Origin of the sequence: Kitasatospora sp. MAP5-34 (assembly GCF_029894335.1) — a bacterium.
In the GTDB taxonomy this organism is placed as follows: Bacteria; Actinomycetota; Actinomycetes; order Streptomycetales; family Streptomycetaceae; genus Kitasatospora.
In genome coordinates, this window is sequence record NZ_JARXZC010000018.1 from 116,369 (window position 1) to 129,997 (window position 13,629).

Annotated in this window: 13 protein-coding genes and 1 pseudogene; 6 read left to right on the forward strand and 8 right to left on the reverse strand. The window is 71.5% G+C overall.

All coding sequences use genetic code 11. From position 1 onward, the window contains the following. Nucleotides 1–5 precede the first annotated feature (5 nt). Nucleotides 6–2,615, reverse strand: a complete 2,610-nt coding sequence (locus tag P3T29_RS17185) for a LuxR C-terminal-related transcriptional regulator (protein WP_280717356.1) — start codon at nt 2,613–2,615, stop codon at nt 6–8. Nucleotides 2,616–2,910: 295 nt separating this feature from the next. Here P3T29_RS17185 and P3T29_RS17190 point away from each other — a divergent pair, with 295 nt between their 5' ends. The 3 genes from P3T29_RS17190 to P3T29_RS17200 all read left to right on the forward strand — a co-directional run bounded on the left by P3T29_RS17190 (nt 2,911) and on the right by P3T29_RS17200 (nt 4,229). Next, on the forward strand, nt 2,911–3,321 hold the full coding sequence (locus P3T29_RS17190) for an SHOCT domain-containing protein (RefSeq protein ID WP_280717357.1): 411 nt from the start codon (nt 2,911–2,913) through the stop codon (nt 3,319–3,321). A gap of 115 nt (nt 3,322–3,436) precedes the next feature. Then, complete coding sequence (locus tag P3T29_RS17195; protein WP_280717358.1) at nt 3,437–3,868, forward strand: DUF6325 family protein; 432 nt, start codon at nt 3,437–3,439, stop codon at nt 3,866–3,868. Nucleotides 3,869–3,902: 34 nt separating this feature from the next. Then, nucleotides 3,903–4,229 (forward strand): SHOCT domain-containing protein, encoded by a 327-nt coding sequence (locus P3T29_RS17200; RefSeq protein ID WP_280717359.1) that lies wholly within the window; start codon nt 3,903–3,905, stop codon nt 4,227–4,229. Between the two features lie 48 nt (nt 4,230–4,277). On the opposite strand, the gene P3T29_RS17205 is transcribed toward P3T29_RS17200, so the two are convergent. Then, nucleotides 4,278–5,612, reverse strand: coding sequence for a ricin-type beta-trefoil lectin domain protein (locus tag P3T29_RS17205; protein WP_280717360.1), 1,335 nt, complete (start codon nt 5,610–5,612; stop codon nt 4,278–4,280). A 334-nt stretch (nt 5,613–5,946) separates the two neighbouring features. Then, nucleotides 5,947–6,291: a VOC family protein gene (locus P3T29_RS17210; protein ID WP_280717361.1), complete on the reverse strand. Its 345-nt coding sequence runs from the start codon at nt 6,289–6,291 to the stop codon at nt 5,947–5,949. A gap of 185 nt (nt 6,292–6,476) precedes the next feature. Between P3T29_RS17210 and P3T29_RS17215 the strand changes: the two genes are divergently transcribed. Beyond that, the gene (locus tag P3T29_RS17215; RefSeq protein WP_280717362.1) at nt 6,477–6,758 is read left to right on the forward strand and encodes a Smr/MutS family protein; all 282 of its coding nucleotides are present in this window, start codon (nt 6,477–6,479) and stop codon (nt 6,756–6,758) included. Nucleotides 6,759–6,854: 96 nt separating this feature from the next. Here P3T29_RS17215 and P3T29_RS17220 read toward each other — a convergent pair. From P3T29_RS17220 to P3T29_RS17235, 4 genes and pseudogenes are all read right to left on the reverse strand, one after another. Continuing rightward, nucleotides 6,855–7,139, reverse strand: a pseudogene (locus tag P3T29_RS17220) (urease subunit alpha); the annotation flags it as partial. Between the two features lie 65 nt (nt 7,140–7,204). Continuing rightward, nucleotides 7,205–8,404 (reverse strand): agmatine deiminase family protein, encoded by a 1,200-nt coding sequence (locus tag P3T29_RS17225; RefSeq protein ID WP_280717363.1) that lies wholly within the window; start codon nt 8,402–8,404, stop codon nt 7,205–7,207. Between the two features lie 128 nt (nt 8,405–8,532). Then, nucleotides 8,533–9,693, reverse strand: coding sequence for an agmatine deiminase family protein (locus tag P3T29_RS17230; RefSeq protein WP_280717364.1), 1,161 nt, complete (start codon nt 9,691–9,693; stop codon nt 8,533–8,535). 306 nt (nt 9,694–9,999) lie between these two features. Next, the gene (locus tag P3T29_RS17235) at nt 10,000–10,554 is read right to left on the reverse strand and encodes a helix-turn-helix domain-containing protein (RefSeq protein WP_280717365.1); all 555 of its coding nucleotides are present in this window, start codon (nt 10,552–10,554) and stop codon (nt 10,000–10,002) included. Nucleotides 10,555–10,770: 216 nt separating this feature from the next. Here P3T29_RS17235 and P3T29_RS17240 point away from each other — a divergent pair, with 216 nt between their 5' ends. Together P3T29_RS17240 and P3T29_RS17245 are read left to right on the forward strand one after the other, a co-directional pair. Beyond that, entirely contained in the window at nt 10,771–11,370 is a 600-nt protein-coding gene (locus P3T29_RS17240) for an isochorismatase family protein (protein WP_280717366.1), read from the forward strand. 10 nt (nt 11,371–11,380) lie between these two features. Beyond that, nucleotides 11,381–12,298 (forward strand): DJ-1/PfpI family protein, encoded by a 918-nt coding sequence (locus P3T29_RS17245; protein ID WP_280717367.1) that lies wholly within the window; start codon nt 11,381–11,383, stop codon nt 12,296–12,298. 22 nt (nt 12,299–12,320) lie between these two features. Here the strand turns inward: P3T29_RS17245 and P3T29_RS17250 are convergent, their stop codons facing one another. Next, nucleotides 12,321–13,526: an agmatine deiminase family protein gene (locus tag P3T29_RS17250; RefSeq protein ID WP_280717368.1), complete on the reverse strand. Its 1,206-nt coding sequence runs from the start codon at nt 13,524–13,526 to the stop codon at nt 12,321–12,323. Nucleotides 13,527–13,629: the final 103 nt, after the last annotated feature.

Below are 13,629 nucleotides of genomic sequence, written 5' to 3' on the forward strand. Positions count from 1 at the left end.
GGGAGTCACAGCATCCCGAGATCCCGGGCCCGGTGGACCGCCTCACTGCGGCGGGTGACGCACAGCTTGCGGTAGATGCTCTTCAGGTGGGTCTTGACCGTGTTGGCGGAGAGGTACAGCTCGGCGGCTATCTCCTCGGTGGACAGCAGCTGCTCGGCCTGGCGCAGCACGTCGGTCTCGCGCGCGGTCAGCGGCTCGATCACCACGGGCAGCCGTTCGCAGGCCCCGGCAGGCAGCTGTCCCGGCTCGCGGGCGGGTAGCAACCAGCCGTGCGCGTGCGCCAGTCGCGGGTCCTGCCGGAGCAGCCGGCCCACCCAGGGGCCGCTCTCGACGAAGACCCGTCGCAGCTCCTCGGGGCGGGCGAGCCCGAGGGCCGTACGGAGGTGGCGGTGGGCCTGTTCGGTGGCACCGCCTGCCGCGGCGGCCTGGGCCTGGAGCAGGCTGGCCTGGGTCCGGCTCGTGCTGGTGATCAGGGCATCGGCGGGCAGGTCGGCCAGGGTCGCCATCGCGTGGTCGCCGCGCCCTGCTGCCAGGAGGGCGCGGGCCCGGGCCACGGTGTGCTCCGGCCGGTCGCAGGCCACGGCGTCCAGCACGTCGAGGGCCGCGCCCGGGTCGCCGTGCGCCAGATGTGCGCGGGACTCGGCGATCGCCAGCTCGTCGGCCGTCCAGTCGGCCAGGTGCAGGGGCGCGGCGGCCGAGCCGGCGGCGTGGATCGTGGTGAGCGCACCCTCCCAGTCCCCCTCGGCCGTGGCCAGCCTGGAGCCGATGACGGCGGCCTCCAGCGCGAGGACGGGTTCCGGCAGCGGTCCGGCCGAGCCGGTCGCCAGGTCGAGCTGGGCCCGGGCCGTCGTGAGGTCGTTGTGCTCGGCCGCGACGCCCGCCAGCACGAGGTGGTCGAGAGCGCCCAGGCGCTCCGGCGGCAGCGCGGACCGCTCGGCGACGGCGAGGGAGCCGCGCGCGTGCTGCTCCGCCTGCCGCAGGCGCCCGCGCAGCAGCTCGGCCAGCGCCAGCGAGGCCAGCGCATCGCAGAGCGGGTACTCCGTCCCCGGGCGGCCGGACGCCTCGACGGCGGCGGTGAGCCCGGTTTCGGCGCGGTCGAGACGTCCGGCGGCGAGCTCCGCCGAGCCCAGGCCGGCCAGCACCATCGCCCGGATCTCGGGATGCTGCCCGAGCAGGGGCTCAGGGAGCGCGCGCAGCAGGCGGTCGGCGTCGGCCGCCGCCCGTTCGGTGGCCGCCGGGTCGTGGGCCAGCCGCCCGGCGAGGACCCCGACGAAGGCCCGGCTGAGCCGGGACACCAGGTCCGCGTCGTCGGTCAGGTGCTCGTCCGCACGCCGCAGCCCGGCCGTGCAACCGTCGAGGTCCTGGTCGGCCAGTCGGCAGGCCGCCGTCACCAGGCCGGTGGCCGCACCCGGCAGGTCCGTCGGCATGGTGGCGAACGTACGGCTCAGCCGGTCCGTCTCCAGGCCGGTGAGGAGCCGGCCGATCGCCAGGTCGCCGACCAACTGCCCGGCCGCGAACTGCCAGTCACCGGCGGCAGCGGCCTGCGCCACGGCCTCGGCGAGCCGTCCCGTCCCGGCGAGCCAGCGCGCGGCCCGGCCGCGCAGTTGCGGTTCGAGGCCCGGGCAGCGGTGCCGCAGGTGCGCGTGCAGGACTTCGGCGAACAGGGGGTGCAGCCGGTACCAGGCCGATCCGTCGACCTGCTCCAGGAAGGCGTTGGCGCGGGCGAGTTCGGCCAGGATCCAGTCGGCGTCGTCGCGGCCGGTCAGTGTGTCCGCGAGCCCGGGGTGGATGCGGTCGGTGATGCTCGCGCGTAACAGGAGGTCCTGGGTGGACGGCGGTTGCGCGTCGAGCACCTCGGTGAGCAGGTAGTCGGAGATCGTGGTGCGGTTGGCGGCGAACTCCCGGACGAAAGCCTCAGGATCGGCGCTCGCCCGCATCGCCAGGCCGCACAGGCGCAGGCCGGCCGCCCAACCGTCGGTGCGGTCCACCAGCAGCCGGATTCCCGCCTCCGAGATCTCCAACCCGTGCTCCCGCAGCAGCACGCATGTGTCCGCGCCGGTGAACCTCAGGTCCGCGTTTCGGATCTCGGTGATCTCGCCGGCCGTCCGGTAGCCGTGCAGTGGCAGCAACGAGTCCGTCCGGCCGGTGAGCACGAGACGCAGGCCGTGGGCGGCGTGCCGGAGCACGAAGTGCAGACCGTCGACGATCTCCGGCGCGCGGGCCGAGTCGAACTGGTCGAGTACCAGGACCACCGGGTCCGGCCGCTCGGCCAGCCCATTGGCGAGCCGCACCAGGAACGACCGGTCGACGCCCTCGGCGCGGGTCGGGCTGCCCACCTCGGGGGGCAGCTGTTCGCCGCGCCGCTGGAACGCCTCCAGTACGTAGGCCCAGAAGGCCCCCGGCGCGTCGCCCGGTTCCACGGTGAGCCACACGGCCGGGTACGGGGAGAGCGCTTCGCTGGCCCAGTGGGCGGTGAGTACCGTCTTGCCCGCACCGGCCGGGCCGTTGACGAGGGTGAGCGGCCCCTGCACCCCGGCGGTCAGCCGCTCCAGCAACGCCGGGCGGCGGACGAGGATCTTCGGCAACGCCGGGACGGCGAACCTGGCCGCCAGCATCGGATCGCCGAGGGGGGTCGGCCGCGGCTGCGGCGGGTCGGGAGGGGCCGGCCAGGGGGCTGGGGAGACGGCCGTTGCGAGATTCCACATGGGGTCACCGAGGTCGCCGAGTCTCCGAGCGGGAGATCTGTGATCGGGCGTCCTCTCCCACTCAACCGCTGCCGACCGGTGATCACCAGTCGCACTCACCTGCCCCGGGCGCCTCACCCGCTCGGGGTGATGCGGCCGGGCGGGATTGCCTCGCACGGTGGACGCAGGACCCTCGTCGACAGGGTGCACCGACAGGAGAGTGACCATGAACCTTGCACTGGCGAACCTGGCGTCGGACTACCCGCTGCTGAACCTGTTCTGGACCATCGCGATGATCTTCCTGTGGGTCCTGTGGTTCATGCTGCTCTTCCGCGTCATCGGCGACATCTTCCGTGACCACGAGCTGGGTGGCGGCGGGAAGGCCGCCTGGGCACTCCTGGTGGTCATCCTCCCGTTCCTCGGCGTCTTCGTGTACCTGATCGCCCGGGGCACCGGCATGCACGAGCGCGAGGTGCAGCGGGCGCAGCAGAGCGAGGAGGCGTTCCGCACCTACCTGCGCGCCGCCGCCGGTACGACCGGCAGCACCGACGAGCTGACCAGGCTCGCCGAGCTGAAGAACCGGGGCGACATCACGGCGGAGGAGTACGAGCGCGCCAAGGCCAAGATCCTGGCCTGACCGGACCGGGCGGATCCCGGCAGGCACCGGCACGCACCGGCAGACCCTGAACAGATCCTGACCAGGTCACCCGGCCTGGAACCGGCCTGAGACCGGCCTGAGAGGAGCGAACGGCATGGAGGACGTCGGCCCGGTCGAGTACATCGTCATCGCCTTTCCGGGAAACCGCTTCAACGGTGAGATCGTCCCGGAGCTGATGAGGCTCGTGGAGAACGGCACGGTCCGGATTCTCGACCTCACGTTTGTCAGGAAGGATGCGGACGGCACGGTCAGCTACCAGGAGTTGGAGGCACTCGGCCCCGACGAGGCCTCGCCGTTCGACAGCCTCGACGGCGAGATCGGCGGTCTGTTCAGCGAGGAGGACCTCGCCATCATCGCGGAGGAACTCATCCCCGACTCGTCGGCCGCCCTGCTCGTCTGGGAGAACACCTGGGCGGCCACCGTCGCCGCAGCCGTCCGCCGAGCCGGCGGACTGCTGGTCCAGCACGAGCGGATCCCGGCGCCGGTCGTCGCGCAGGCGCTCGAAGCCGCTGCCGCTGCCACCTGACGCTGCGGCAACCCCGTACCGAGAGGAGCTCACGATGCTGCGTCGTCCCGTAGTCCGCGCCGGCCGTCCGGGTGTCATCGGCCTGGCAGCGCGCACGGCGGTCGTCGCCGGGACGGCGACCGCCGTGTCCGGCCGCGTCGCCAGACGGCAGGCCGAGCGCGCGGCCCCCGAGCAGGACGCCTACCAGGCGAGTGCCCAGGCCGCCGCTCAACCCGAGGTCCGGCCGAGTCCCGCGCCGGGCCCGGCAGGGCTCACCGAAGCGGACATCAGCAGCCTCGAACGCCTGGCCCGGCTCCACGAGCAAGGGGTGCTCTCGGACCAGGAGCTCGCCGCCGCGAAGGCCCGCATCCTGGGGATCTGAGCAACGGCCGGAGGCGGCGGGGTCGCCGCCAGGTCCACCGGCCGGCCCTCAGGCGGGCAGCGTCCACTTCTGGTTGGCGCCGCCGGTGCAGTCCCAGATCTCCGCCTGGGTGCCCGGTGTGGTGGACCAACCGGTGTCGTCGAGGCACTTGTTGGACTGCGGGTTGTACAACGACCCGTCGGAGCGCGGTATCCACACCTGGGAACCGGTGTTGTTGCAGTCGTACAGGTCCACGGCCGTGCCGTTCGCGGTGCCCGCCGCGTAGACGTCCAGGCACTTGCCCAGCACGTGCAGGGTGGTGCCCGCCTGGACGAAGGACCAGTCCTGCGCGCTCGTACCGTTGCAGGTGTACACCTGGATCGGGTTGTAGTTCGCGGTGCCGGCCGAACGGTCGTCCAGGCACAGGCCGCCGTATCCGGTGATCGCGCCCGCCCCGGGAGCGGAGCCGCCGGTGGTCGTGTACGCCGCGACGTACCCCACGCTCATCGTGCCGCCGGAGCTGGTGGAGCCGTTCGGCGTGGTGCAGCCGCACACACCGTTGGGGAACCCGCCGCCGACGGCGAGGTCGAAGATGATGGACAGGTTGTGGTCGAAGGCCTGCTGCCAGGCGGCGGCCCCGACCTGACTCTCGCTCACGCTGAAGTACTGGGTGCCGTCCAGGTACCAGGTGATCGACTCGGCGGAGGTTTTCGTGCGGTCCAGGATCATCGCGTACGTATGGAAGCCGGCTTGGCAGCCCGAGCAGGCGCGCAAGCCGCTGCCGATGCCGTTGCTCTCGTTGCACACACCGCCCGGGCTGGTACCGCAGTGGATCGTACCGGCCACCTGGGACAGCGCGTTGACGTCCTCCATGATGTCGATCTCGCCGTTCTCGGGCCACTGCCCCGGGCCGAGCATCCAGAACGCGGGCCAGTAGCCCTGGCCACTCCCCGGGTCGGGCTGCTGGATCGACGCGGTGACCTCCAACTTGCCACCGGCCGGTGCGCCTACGGCGGCGTTCGGCGTCCGGATCCGGCCGGAGGTCCAACTGCCGCCGGTGCTCAGGGCGGTGATGTCCAGGTGACCGCTGCCGTCGAGGTGGACGTTGGCGGTCGAGTCGGTCATCGTCTCGATCTCGCCGGTCCCGAAGTTCGAGCCGGGGCCGGTGTCGTAGACCCAGTTCGACGAGGACGGCGCGCTGCCTGCCGCACCCGAGAAATCGTCACTGAACACCGTCGTCCACCCCGAGGGCGGCCCGGGAACAGCCACCGCACCGGCCGGGGCCGGGAAGGTCACGAAGAGCGCGAGCAGGGCCGCCGCCGAGGACACGACGAGTGGGCGACAGCCGCGCAGGAGCGAGCGAACACCCTTGGGCGTACGCGTAGTTCTGGTTCCGGACGTCATCTGCGACTCCCAGGGATTTCATCCGGCGGGCGCACCGAGGGCCGGCCGGGCTGCACAGCGGAGGCACATCGGGACGGGAGTGAAACCCGTCGCCGGATGGGTCTGACGCCGTGTCTGGGAGTATGTGGTCTACTCCTGTTCACGTCAAGGGAACCCGTAGGACCTTATACCCTTATCCAGCACGGGAGTTGCTCCAACGTCCCGGCGGGCCACCGCATCGGTCGACAGGTCCGGCGGGCCGATCGGGCGCCGAGGCGGCGCCGAGCCGTCCGGTGCGGACCATCCTGCGGCCCACACCGGACGGCTGGTACTCAGCGCTCGGGTCGACTGGTACTCAGGCCGGCTGGGACAGCCCGATGACGTTGCCGTCGGTGTCCTTGACCAGGGCGATCAGCAAGCCCCCGCCGACGTCCGTGGGCTCCTGGAGGATTTCCGCACCAGCGTCGACCAGCCCCTGCATGGTCTTCCTGATGTCGTCCACGTCCCAGTAGGCGACCGAACCGGCCAGCCCCTTGCTGTGCCCCTGCGGGTCGAGTCCGATGTCCAGGCCGCCGACCTTGTAGCCGACGTAGTAGGGCTCGTCCATGATGGGCTCGACGCCGAGCAGCTCGCCGTACAGGGCCTTGGCCTTGGCGAGGTCCTTGACGGGGTGGATGATGCTCCGGATCCGGGCAGTCACGTTGTCGCTCCCTGGTGGTGTGAGGTGCGGACCGGGCCACGGCGGCAGAGCAGCGGGGCGGCCCCGAGGTCCATGACCACCACGCTAAACGCTGACCGGCAGGTCCGCCTTCTCCATTCCTGCTCGGTCGGAGGCCCTATGCTGCCCCCGTCCCGTCCGCCTGCTTCGCCACTGGAGGTACGGCTTTGCTGACCCTGGACCTGCACCCGGTCTTCCGCAACAACCGCGACATCGAACTCGCTCTGCGGGAGACTCTCTTCAAGGCGGTCCGCACCGGGGAGACCATCGTCGAGATCATTCCGGGCAAGGGGACGGGACAGCTCAGGAAGCGGGTGCTGGCCTTCCTCGGCCAGCGGCACATCAGGAAGCTGTACGTCCGGGTCGAGGCGGACCAGGCCAATACCGGCCGGATCCTGGTCCACCTCACCCGGCCGGGGAGCGGCGTCGACCGGCCTCCGGCCGGGTGAGGTGGACAGAGCGCGCCGCCGGAGTCCGGGTAGCGGGCCGGCGGCAGAGCGCGCCGCCGACCCCAACCGTGACCACAGCCGGGCCGGGCCGCTCTGTCACAGGAAGTAGAGACGGCTGAGCGGTACGTGCTGCGTCGGCTCCGAGCGGACCGGTGCGCCGTCCAGGGTCACCAGTCCGCTGCGCGGGTCGACCTCGACCTGCCCGAGGCGGGCGTTGTGCACCAGGTCGGCCGGGCCGATGCCCCGGGTGCCCCGGACGGCGACCCGGCGGCGGCGGGTCGTCATAGCGTCGTGCGGGCTGCCGGGGGAGCCCGAGTCGGCGGCGGCCTGCGAGACGAAGGCGACCGACAGGTCGGCCGGGGCCGCGCCGTGCGCGCCGAACAACAGCAACCGATCACGTTCCGTCGGGGTCAGTTGCACGTGCCCTCTTCTCTGTTGACGCTGCGTCAGCTCACAGGCGTGGCAGGCTGGTCGTGGGTGGAACAGTGGATTCCGCCACCGCCGGAGGCGATAGTGTCGATCTTGAGCGGGACGATGTCGCGGCCCGGGAAGTGGTCTCGCAGGATGCCCTGGGCACGGTCGTCGGCCTGGGCGTCGCCGAAGCGCGGCATGAAGACGGCCTTGTTGGCCACGTAGAAGTTCACGTAGGAGGAGACGAACGCGTCACCACGCCCGGTCATCCTGTCCGGGTCCGGCTGAGGCATGTCGATGACCTGCAGCTTGTTGCCGTGGGCGTCGGTGGCGTCCGCCAGCACCGTCCTGGCCTGGTCGGCGGAGCGGGACCAGACGTCGGGGGGCGTGCCGGGGAACGCCTGGTCCAGCAGGACCACCCCGGGGGCGGCGAAGCGGACCAGCGAGTCGACGTGGGCATCGGTGATGTCCTTGCCACGCACACCGGCCAGCCAGATGATCTTCTGGACGCCCAGCGCCTGGACGATCTCGGCCTCGAGCTGATCCCGGGTTCTGCCCGGGTTGCGGTTGTCGTTGACCACCGCGCTCTCGGTGATCATCACCGTGCCCAGACCGTCGGTCTCGAAGGAGCCGCCCTCGGCGACGACCGGTGTCTCGATGCGCCCGATGCCGTACTTGGCCAGGGCCGCCCGTGCGACCTTGGCGTCGTTGCCGTGCTGCTGCTTGTTGCCCCAGCCGTTGAAGTTGAAGTCGACGCCCATCAGCTTGCCCGACTGCTCGACGAAGACCGGCAGGGTGTCGCGGGCCCACGAGTCGTCCACCGGGATCGGGACGACCTCGACCTCGTTGCCGCACGCCTGCTGCGCCTGGTCCGCCTGCTCCGGACGGGCGAGCAGGACCACCGGCTCGTAACCCGCGATCGCCCGGGCCAGGCCCGCGATGTCCTGGCGGATGGCGGGGAGCTGATCACCCCAGATACCGTCCGTCGCCGGCCAGGCCATGAACGTACGCACGTGGTTCTCCCATTCGGCGCCGAACCGGCGACCCGCCGGCGCGCCCGATGCGCCCGATGCGCCCGATGCCGACGAGGGCGAACCCGGCGCGGGCGGCTGGGAGGGGCCCGGCGAGGCCGGCCCGGCGTCCGACGGCGAGCAGGCGGCCGCCCCCAGAGCCACCACCCCGGCACCGGCCAGGGACCTCAGCATGGTTCGACGGGACAGGGCGAAATTGGACATGGAGCACTCCGGCAGGTGGATGACGAGCTTCTTCCCGGGGTGCGGGACCCTGGTGCCGTTCGGCCGCGAGACGGCAGCTGAACGGTCTTGGCGATCACAGGTGATCGTGGCATTCGGCGCAGAGCGGACTACGTCAGCGGCTGGTGCATGGTGGAGCAGTGGATGCCTCCGCCGCCGCCCATCAGCCGGTCGACGTCGAGCTGGACGACCTGCCGTCCGGGGAACGCCGCCGCGAGGGCGGCCCGCGCCGCCTCGTCCTTCACCCGGTCGCCGAACTGCGCGGTGATGACGGCGCCGTTGACGACATGGAAGTTCAGGTACGAGTCGACGAACTTGGAGTCCCGCGAGCGCACGGTGTCGGGACCGTCCACCCGGATCACCTGTAGGCGGCGCCCGCGCGCGTCGGTCGAGCCGGCCAGGATCGCGAGCTGCTCGCGCGCGTCCCGGGCCCAGATGTCGGTGCGGTCGTCCGGCGGTATCTGCACCATCACCACGCCCGGCCGGACGAAGCGGGAGGTGACATCGATGTGGTTGTCGGTGATGTCCTTGCCCTTGATGCCGGGAACCCAGATCATCTTGTCCGCGCCGTACGCGTCGAGTACGGCCGCCTCGACCTCGTCCCGGCTCCGACCACGGTTGCGGTTCTTGTTGACCAGGCTGCTCTCGGTGGCCATCACCGTGCCGTCGCCGTCGGTCTCGATCGAGCCGCCCTCGCCCACGAAGTCCGCCCGGCTGAAGGCCAGCGACTCGTACTCCGCGGCGTACCCGGCGACCCGGGCGTCGTTGCCGTGGGTCTGCTTCTTTCCCCACCCGTTGAAGTTGAGGCCGATGGTGTCGAGCCTGCCGGACGCGTCGCGGCGGAAGACCGGCGCGATGTCGCGCATCCACAGGTCGTCGGTCGGGATCTCGCTGGTCACGGTGACCCCACGGCCGCACATCGCCCGGGCGTCCGCTGCGGCGTAGTCGTCCACCGCACACATGATCACCGGCTCGTAGGCCGCGACGGCGCTCGCGATCAGGGCGATGTCGTCCTGCACCCCGCGCAGCTGACGGCCCCAGATGGACCGGCTCGCGGGCCACGACATCCAGGTGTGCGCGTGCGGCACGTCGTCCATGCTCACCCGCCGGCGCTCTGCTGCCGCACCGGCCGGCGCGGCGGCGGCGGCCGGTGAGCCGATGGCCACTCCGGCCGCACCGAGACCGGCGGCGCCGAGGACGGCCCGACGTGACGGTTGCCCTCCGAAGAGACGGCTGCCGAACGAGCGGCGGACGTGCTCGGATTCATTCATGGGAGCCTCAGGTTCGAGTGTCGCCGGGACCCGCCGACCACGCCAAATGTCGGGGATGAGGCAGGCATCGGGTGCGGCCGCTCGAGGGCGGCGCATCGGACAGCTCTCGCAGCTCTCGGCAGAGGGCGCAGCCATGAGCACGGCCCCGCCACGGCCAACTCTCCCACTGACTGAAATTTCAGTCAAGAACGACTGGCAAGCATCCCCAGGAGTCCGATGATCTCGGCCGGCCCGAACCCGACACAATGAGCCGGTGCATGACAAGTTGAGGGTTTACAACCAAGCCCCGCCCCGGACCCCGCGACGTTACCCGCGCAGGCGGGCCAGCTCGGCGTCGACGGCGCCCGCCATCAGCTCACGGGCATGCTCCAGCGGCAGCCCGCCACTGAGCCAGCGGACACTCAGCCCCTCCAGGAGAGCCGTCAGCCGCTCGGCGGCGGCGGCGAGCGCGGTGGCCGTCGCCATCGGCCGGACCTGTCCGAGCAGCTCGGCGACCTCCTGCACCCAGATCAGCGTGGCCCGGGCCAGCTCCTCGCGCAGATCGGGGTCGAAGACGGCGCTGGCCCGCAGTTCGCCCCAGGCGGTGCTGTTCTCCCGCACGGTGGGGGTGTCCTGCAGCTCCAGTAGCAGGGACTGCTCCAACTCGCTCCGGGGGTCGAGCGGTTCGGCGCCCGGGTCGCGCTCCGTGGTGTAGCGCTCGGCCCGGTCGCTGATGAACTCCAGCGTCGCCCGCAGAATCCCGGTGCGGTCCTTGAAGTGGTAGTAGATCAGCGCCGTGGACACACCCGCCTCGGCGGCCAGCTCCTCCACCCGCAGGCCCCGGACGCCGCGCCGGGCGATGACCCGCGCAGCGGCTTCCATGATGGTTGTTCGACGGTCGGCCACGGACCAACACCCTACCCGGGCCGCGTCCCGCGAGGACTCCTGCCCCTGACCGAAAGCCCGGTCCGGCGTCCGACCCCCGGACTTCCGCAGCCGCGCTGCCGCCGGCCGCCCGACCGTGCTGACCGGATCGACCCGCCCCCTGACCCGATTCGGCCTGCTGCCCGGCCACCGGCGCAAGTCAGACTGGGCGACATGAACCGCGCCCTGATCGTCATCGATGTCCAGGAGTCCTTCCGCGCCTCGCCGCTGTGGGACACCATCTCCAACCCGAAGATCGCCGACCAGGTCAACCGCCTGGTCCGGCTCGCCCGCCAGGCCGGGGACCTGGTGGTCTGGGTGCTGCACTCCGAGCCCGGCAGCGGCGGCGCCTTCGACCCGGCCAGTGGCCACGTACGGCTGTTGGCGGAACTGGAGCGCCAGGACGGGGAGCCGCTGATCCACAAGACCTCGCACAACTCCTTCACCACCACCAACCTGCAGCAGCTGCTCACCTCCCACGGGGTACGGGAGCTGCTGGTGTCCGGCATCCGCACCGAGCAGTGTGTGGAGACCACGACACGCGTGGCGAGCGATTTCGGCTACCAGGTCACCTTCGTCACCGACGCCACCGCGACCAACCCCATCCCCCACCGTGACGCCCCCGAGGACCGGACCGTCGCCGAACTGCTGGCCGACCCGCGCACCCTGGGAGCCGCCGAGGTGATCGCCCGTACTGAGTACGCGCTGGCCGGACGCTTCGCGACCATCGCCACGATCGACCAGCTGGAGGCGGCGGACCGGGATCAGGCATGATGACCGGATCGTGAGCCATATCGCCTTCCTCCTCGTGCCCGGCGTCCACCTGCTCGACCTGGCCGGACCCGCCCAGGTCTTCTCGACGGCCGCCGACTTCGGCCACCCGTACACCCTCGGCTACGTCGCCGAGCAGCCGCAGGTCCTCAGCGCACAGGGCCTGCGGCTGGCGGCCGAGACCGAGTGGCCCGTGCTCGGCCCCGAGGATCTGATCGTGGTGCCGGGCTGCCAGTCGCCCCAGCCCGGGTCGGACCCGGGGCCGGGCCTGGCCCCGGCCTCGCTGCACCGGCTCTGGGAGCACCACGCCCGTGGCGGCACCGTCGCCAGTATCTGCGCCGGAGCCGACCTGCTCGGCCAGGCCGGACTGCTCGACGGCCGCCGCTTCACCACCCATCACGAGTTGCAGGACGAGCTGGCCCGTCGCTACCCCGGCGGTGTGCTGGTCCGCGATGTCCTCTTCACCACCGACGACCGCGTGGTCACCTCGGCCGGCATCGCCAGCGGCATCGACCTGGCCCTGCATCTGCTCGCCACCCGGCACGGCCCCGCAGTCGCCGCCCGGACGGCCCGCGACATGGTGGTCCACACCCGGCGCAACGGCCACGAACCGCAGGCCAGCGCGATGCTGCGACACCGCTCCCACCTGGACGACACCGTCCACCGGGCGCAGAACCTGATCGACGCCCGCTTCGCCGACCCGCTGCCCCTGGCCCAGCTCGCCGCCACGGTAGGAGTCAGCGAGCGCACCCTCACCCGCCTCTTCACCCGGGCGACCGGCGGTCTCACCCCGCTGCGCTACCAGCAGACCCTGCGTCTGGAACGCGCCGAGCACCTCATCGGCCACGGCTCCACGGTGGAAGCCGCAGCCCGCGCCGTCGGCTTCGAGGACGCCCGGATGCTCCGGCGGCTGCGGACCAGGGTGGCGTGACCGCCGACGTACGGACCGGCGCCTACCCGGCCGGCTGCTGCTGGGTGACGCAGTGGATGCCGCCGCCGCCCGCGCCGATGCTGTCGATGTCGAGCTGTTCGACCACCCGGTCGGGGAACAGGGCGGACAGCGTGTCGTACGCGGCGACGTCGGCGCCGCTGTCGCCGAACTGGGCCGAGATCACCGCACCGTTGCAGAGGTAGTAGTTGGCGTAGGAGCCGACGAAGTTCGGGTTCGTCGAGCGGATCAGGTTGTAATCGGGCCCCTGGAGCCGGGTGACCTGGATGGGGAGGCCCTGGGCGTCCGTCGCTGCGGACAGGATCCGGTACTGCTGGCGTTCGTCGTTGGACCAGACGTCCGTGTCGGTCGCGAGCGGGAGTTGGACGAGACCCGTCGCGTCGGCCAGGAACCTCGAGGTCGAGTCGACGTGGTCGTCGGTGATGTCCTGGCCGCTGATCCCGTCGAACCAGATCACCTTTGACGCTCCGTAGGCCGCGCACATCGCGGCCTCGATCTGCGCCTGCGCCATGTTCGGGTTCCGGTTCGGGTTGATGATGCTGCTCCTGGTGGCCATGAGCGTCGCGTCGCCGTCCGTCTCGATCGCGCCGCCCTCGCACACCAGGCCCGCAGCGGTGAAGGGCACACCGACGTAGGCCGCGATTCGTCGGGCAACCTGGGCGTCGTTGCCGTGCGGATTCTGCTTGTTGCCCCAGCCGTTGAAGTTCAGGCCGACCGCGTCGAGTCCACCCGCTCCGTCGAGCCGGAAGACCGGACCGGTGTCGCGCATCCAGCAGTCGTCGACCGGAATCGTCCCGGTCACCGTCACGGCCGGGCCGCACGTCGCCCGGGCCTTGGCGACGCTGGCCGGGTTCGCGCACATGAAGACCGGCTCGTACTGCGCGATCGTTCTCGCGACGAGCGCGATGTTCGCCTGGACACCGACCAGGGCCCTCCTCCAGATGGTCGTGCTCTCGGGCCAGGCCATCCAGGTGCGGGTGTGCGGCACGGTGTCGATCGGGACGGCGAGGGCCGACCCGGACGCGGCGGCGGCTACCGCCCGTCCGGCCACCCGCCCGGCGGGCCGTACCGCAGCCCGGGCCGTACCGCCGGCCGCCGCCCACGCGGCCCCGACCGCAGTCAGCCCTGCGGCAGCCAGAACCTTCCTTCTGCCCGGCATCCATCCCGGCAACGCGCCGGGTGAGAGCCGGGGTTCAGCGTGATCGTTCATCTCTGAAGGACTCTGTCGGTGATCTTGGGATTCTCCGGCGGACGGGACTGATCGTCGGGCAAGATCGGCTGGGTTTCCAAGGTCGTCCCCCCCCTTCCGCGAG

Bases quoted from the DNA above. Each gene is read 5' to 3' on its own strand.
- P3T29_RS17185 (WP_280717356.1), bottom strand. From the start codon at position 2,615: ATGCTGGCGGCCAGGTTCGCCGTCCCGGCGTTGCCGAAGATCCTCGTC.
- P3T29_RS17190 (WP_280717357.1), top strand. From the start codon at position 2,911: ATGAACCTTGCACTGGCGAACCTGGCGTCGGACTACCCGCTGCTGAAC.
- P3T29_RS17195 (WP_280717358.1), top strand. From the start codon at position 3,437: ATGGAGGACGTCGGCCCGGTCGAGTACATCGTCATCGCCTTTCCGGGA.
- P3T29_RS17200 (WP_280717359.1), top strand. From the start codon at position 3,903: ATGCTGCGTCGTCCCGTAGTCCGCGCCGGCCGTCCGGGTGTCATCGGC.
- P3T29_RS17205 (WP_280717360.1), bottom strand. From the start codon at position 5,612: ATGACGTCCGGAACCAGAACTACGCGTACGCCCAAGGGTGTTCGCTCG.
- P3T29_RS17225 (WP_280717363.1), bottom strand. From the start codon at position 8,404: ATGTCCAATTTCGCCCTGTCCCGTCGAACCATGCTGAGGTCCCTGGCC.
- P3T29_RS17230 (WP_280717364.1), bottom strand. From the start codon at position 9,693: ATGAATGAATCCGAGCACGTCCGCCGCTCGTTCGGCAGCCGTCTCTTC.
- P3T29_RS17235 (WP_280717365.1), bottom strand. From the start codon at position 10,554: ATGGAAGCCGCTGCGCGGGTCATCGCCCGGCGCGGCGTCCGGGGCCTG.
- P3T29_RS17240 (WP_280717366.1), top strand. From the start codon at position 10,771: ATGAACCGCGCCCTGATCGTCATCGATGTCCAGGAGTCCTTCCGCGCC.
- P3T29_RS17250 (WP_280717368.1), bottom strand. From the start codon at position 13,526: ATGAACGATCACGCTGAACCCCGGCTCTCACCCGGCGCGTTGCCGGGA.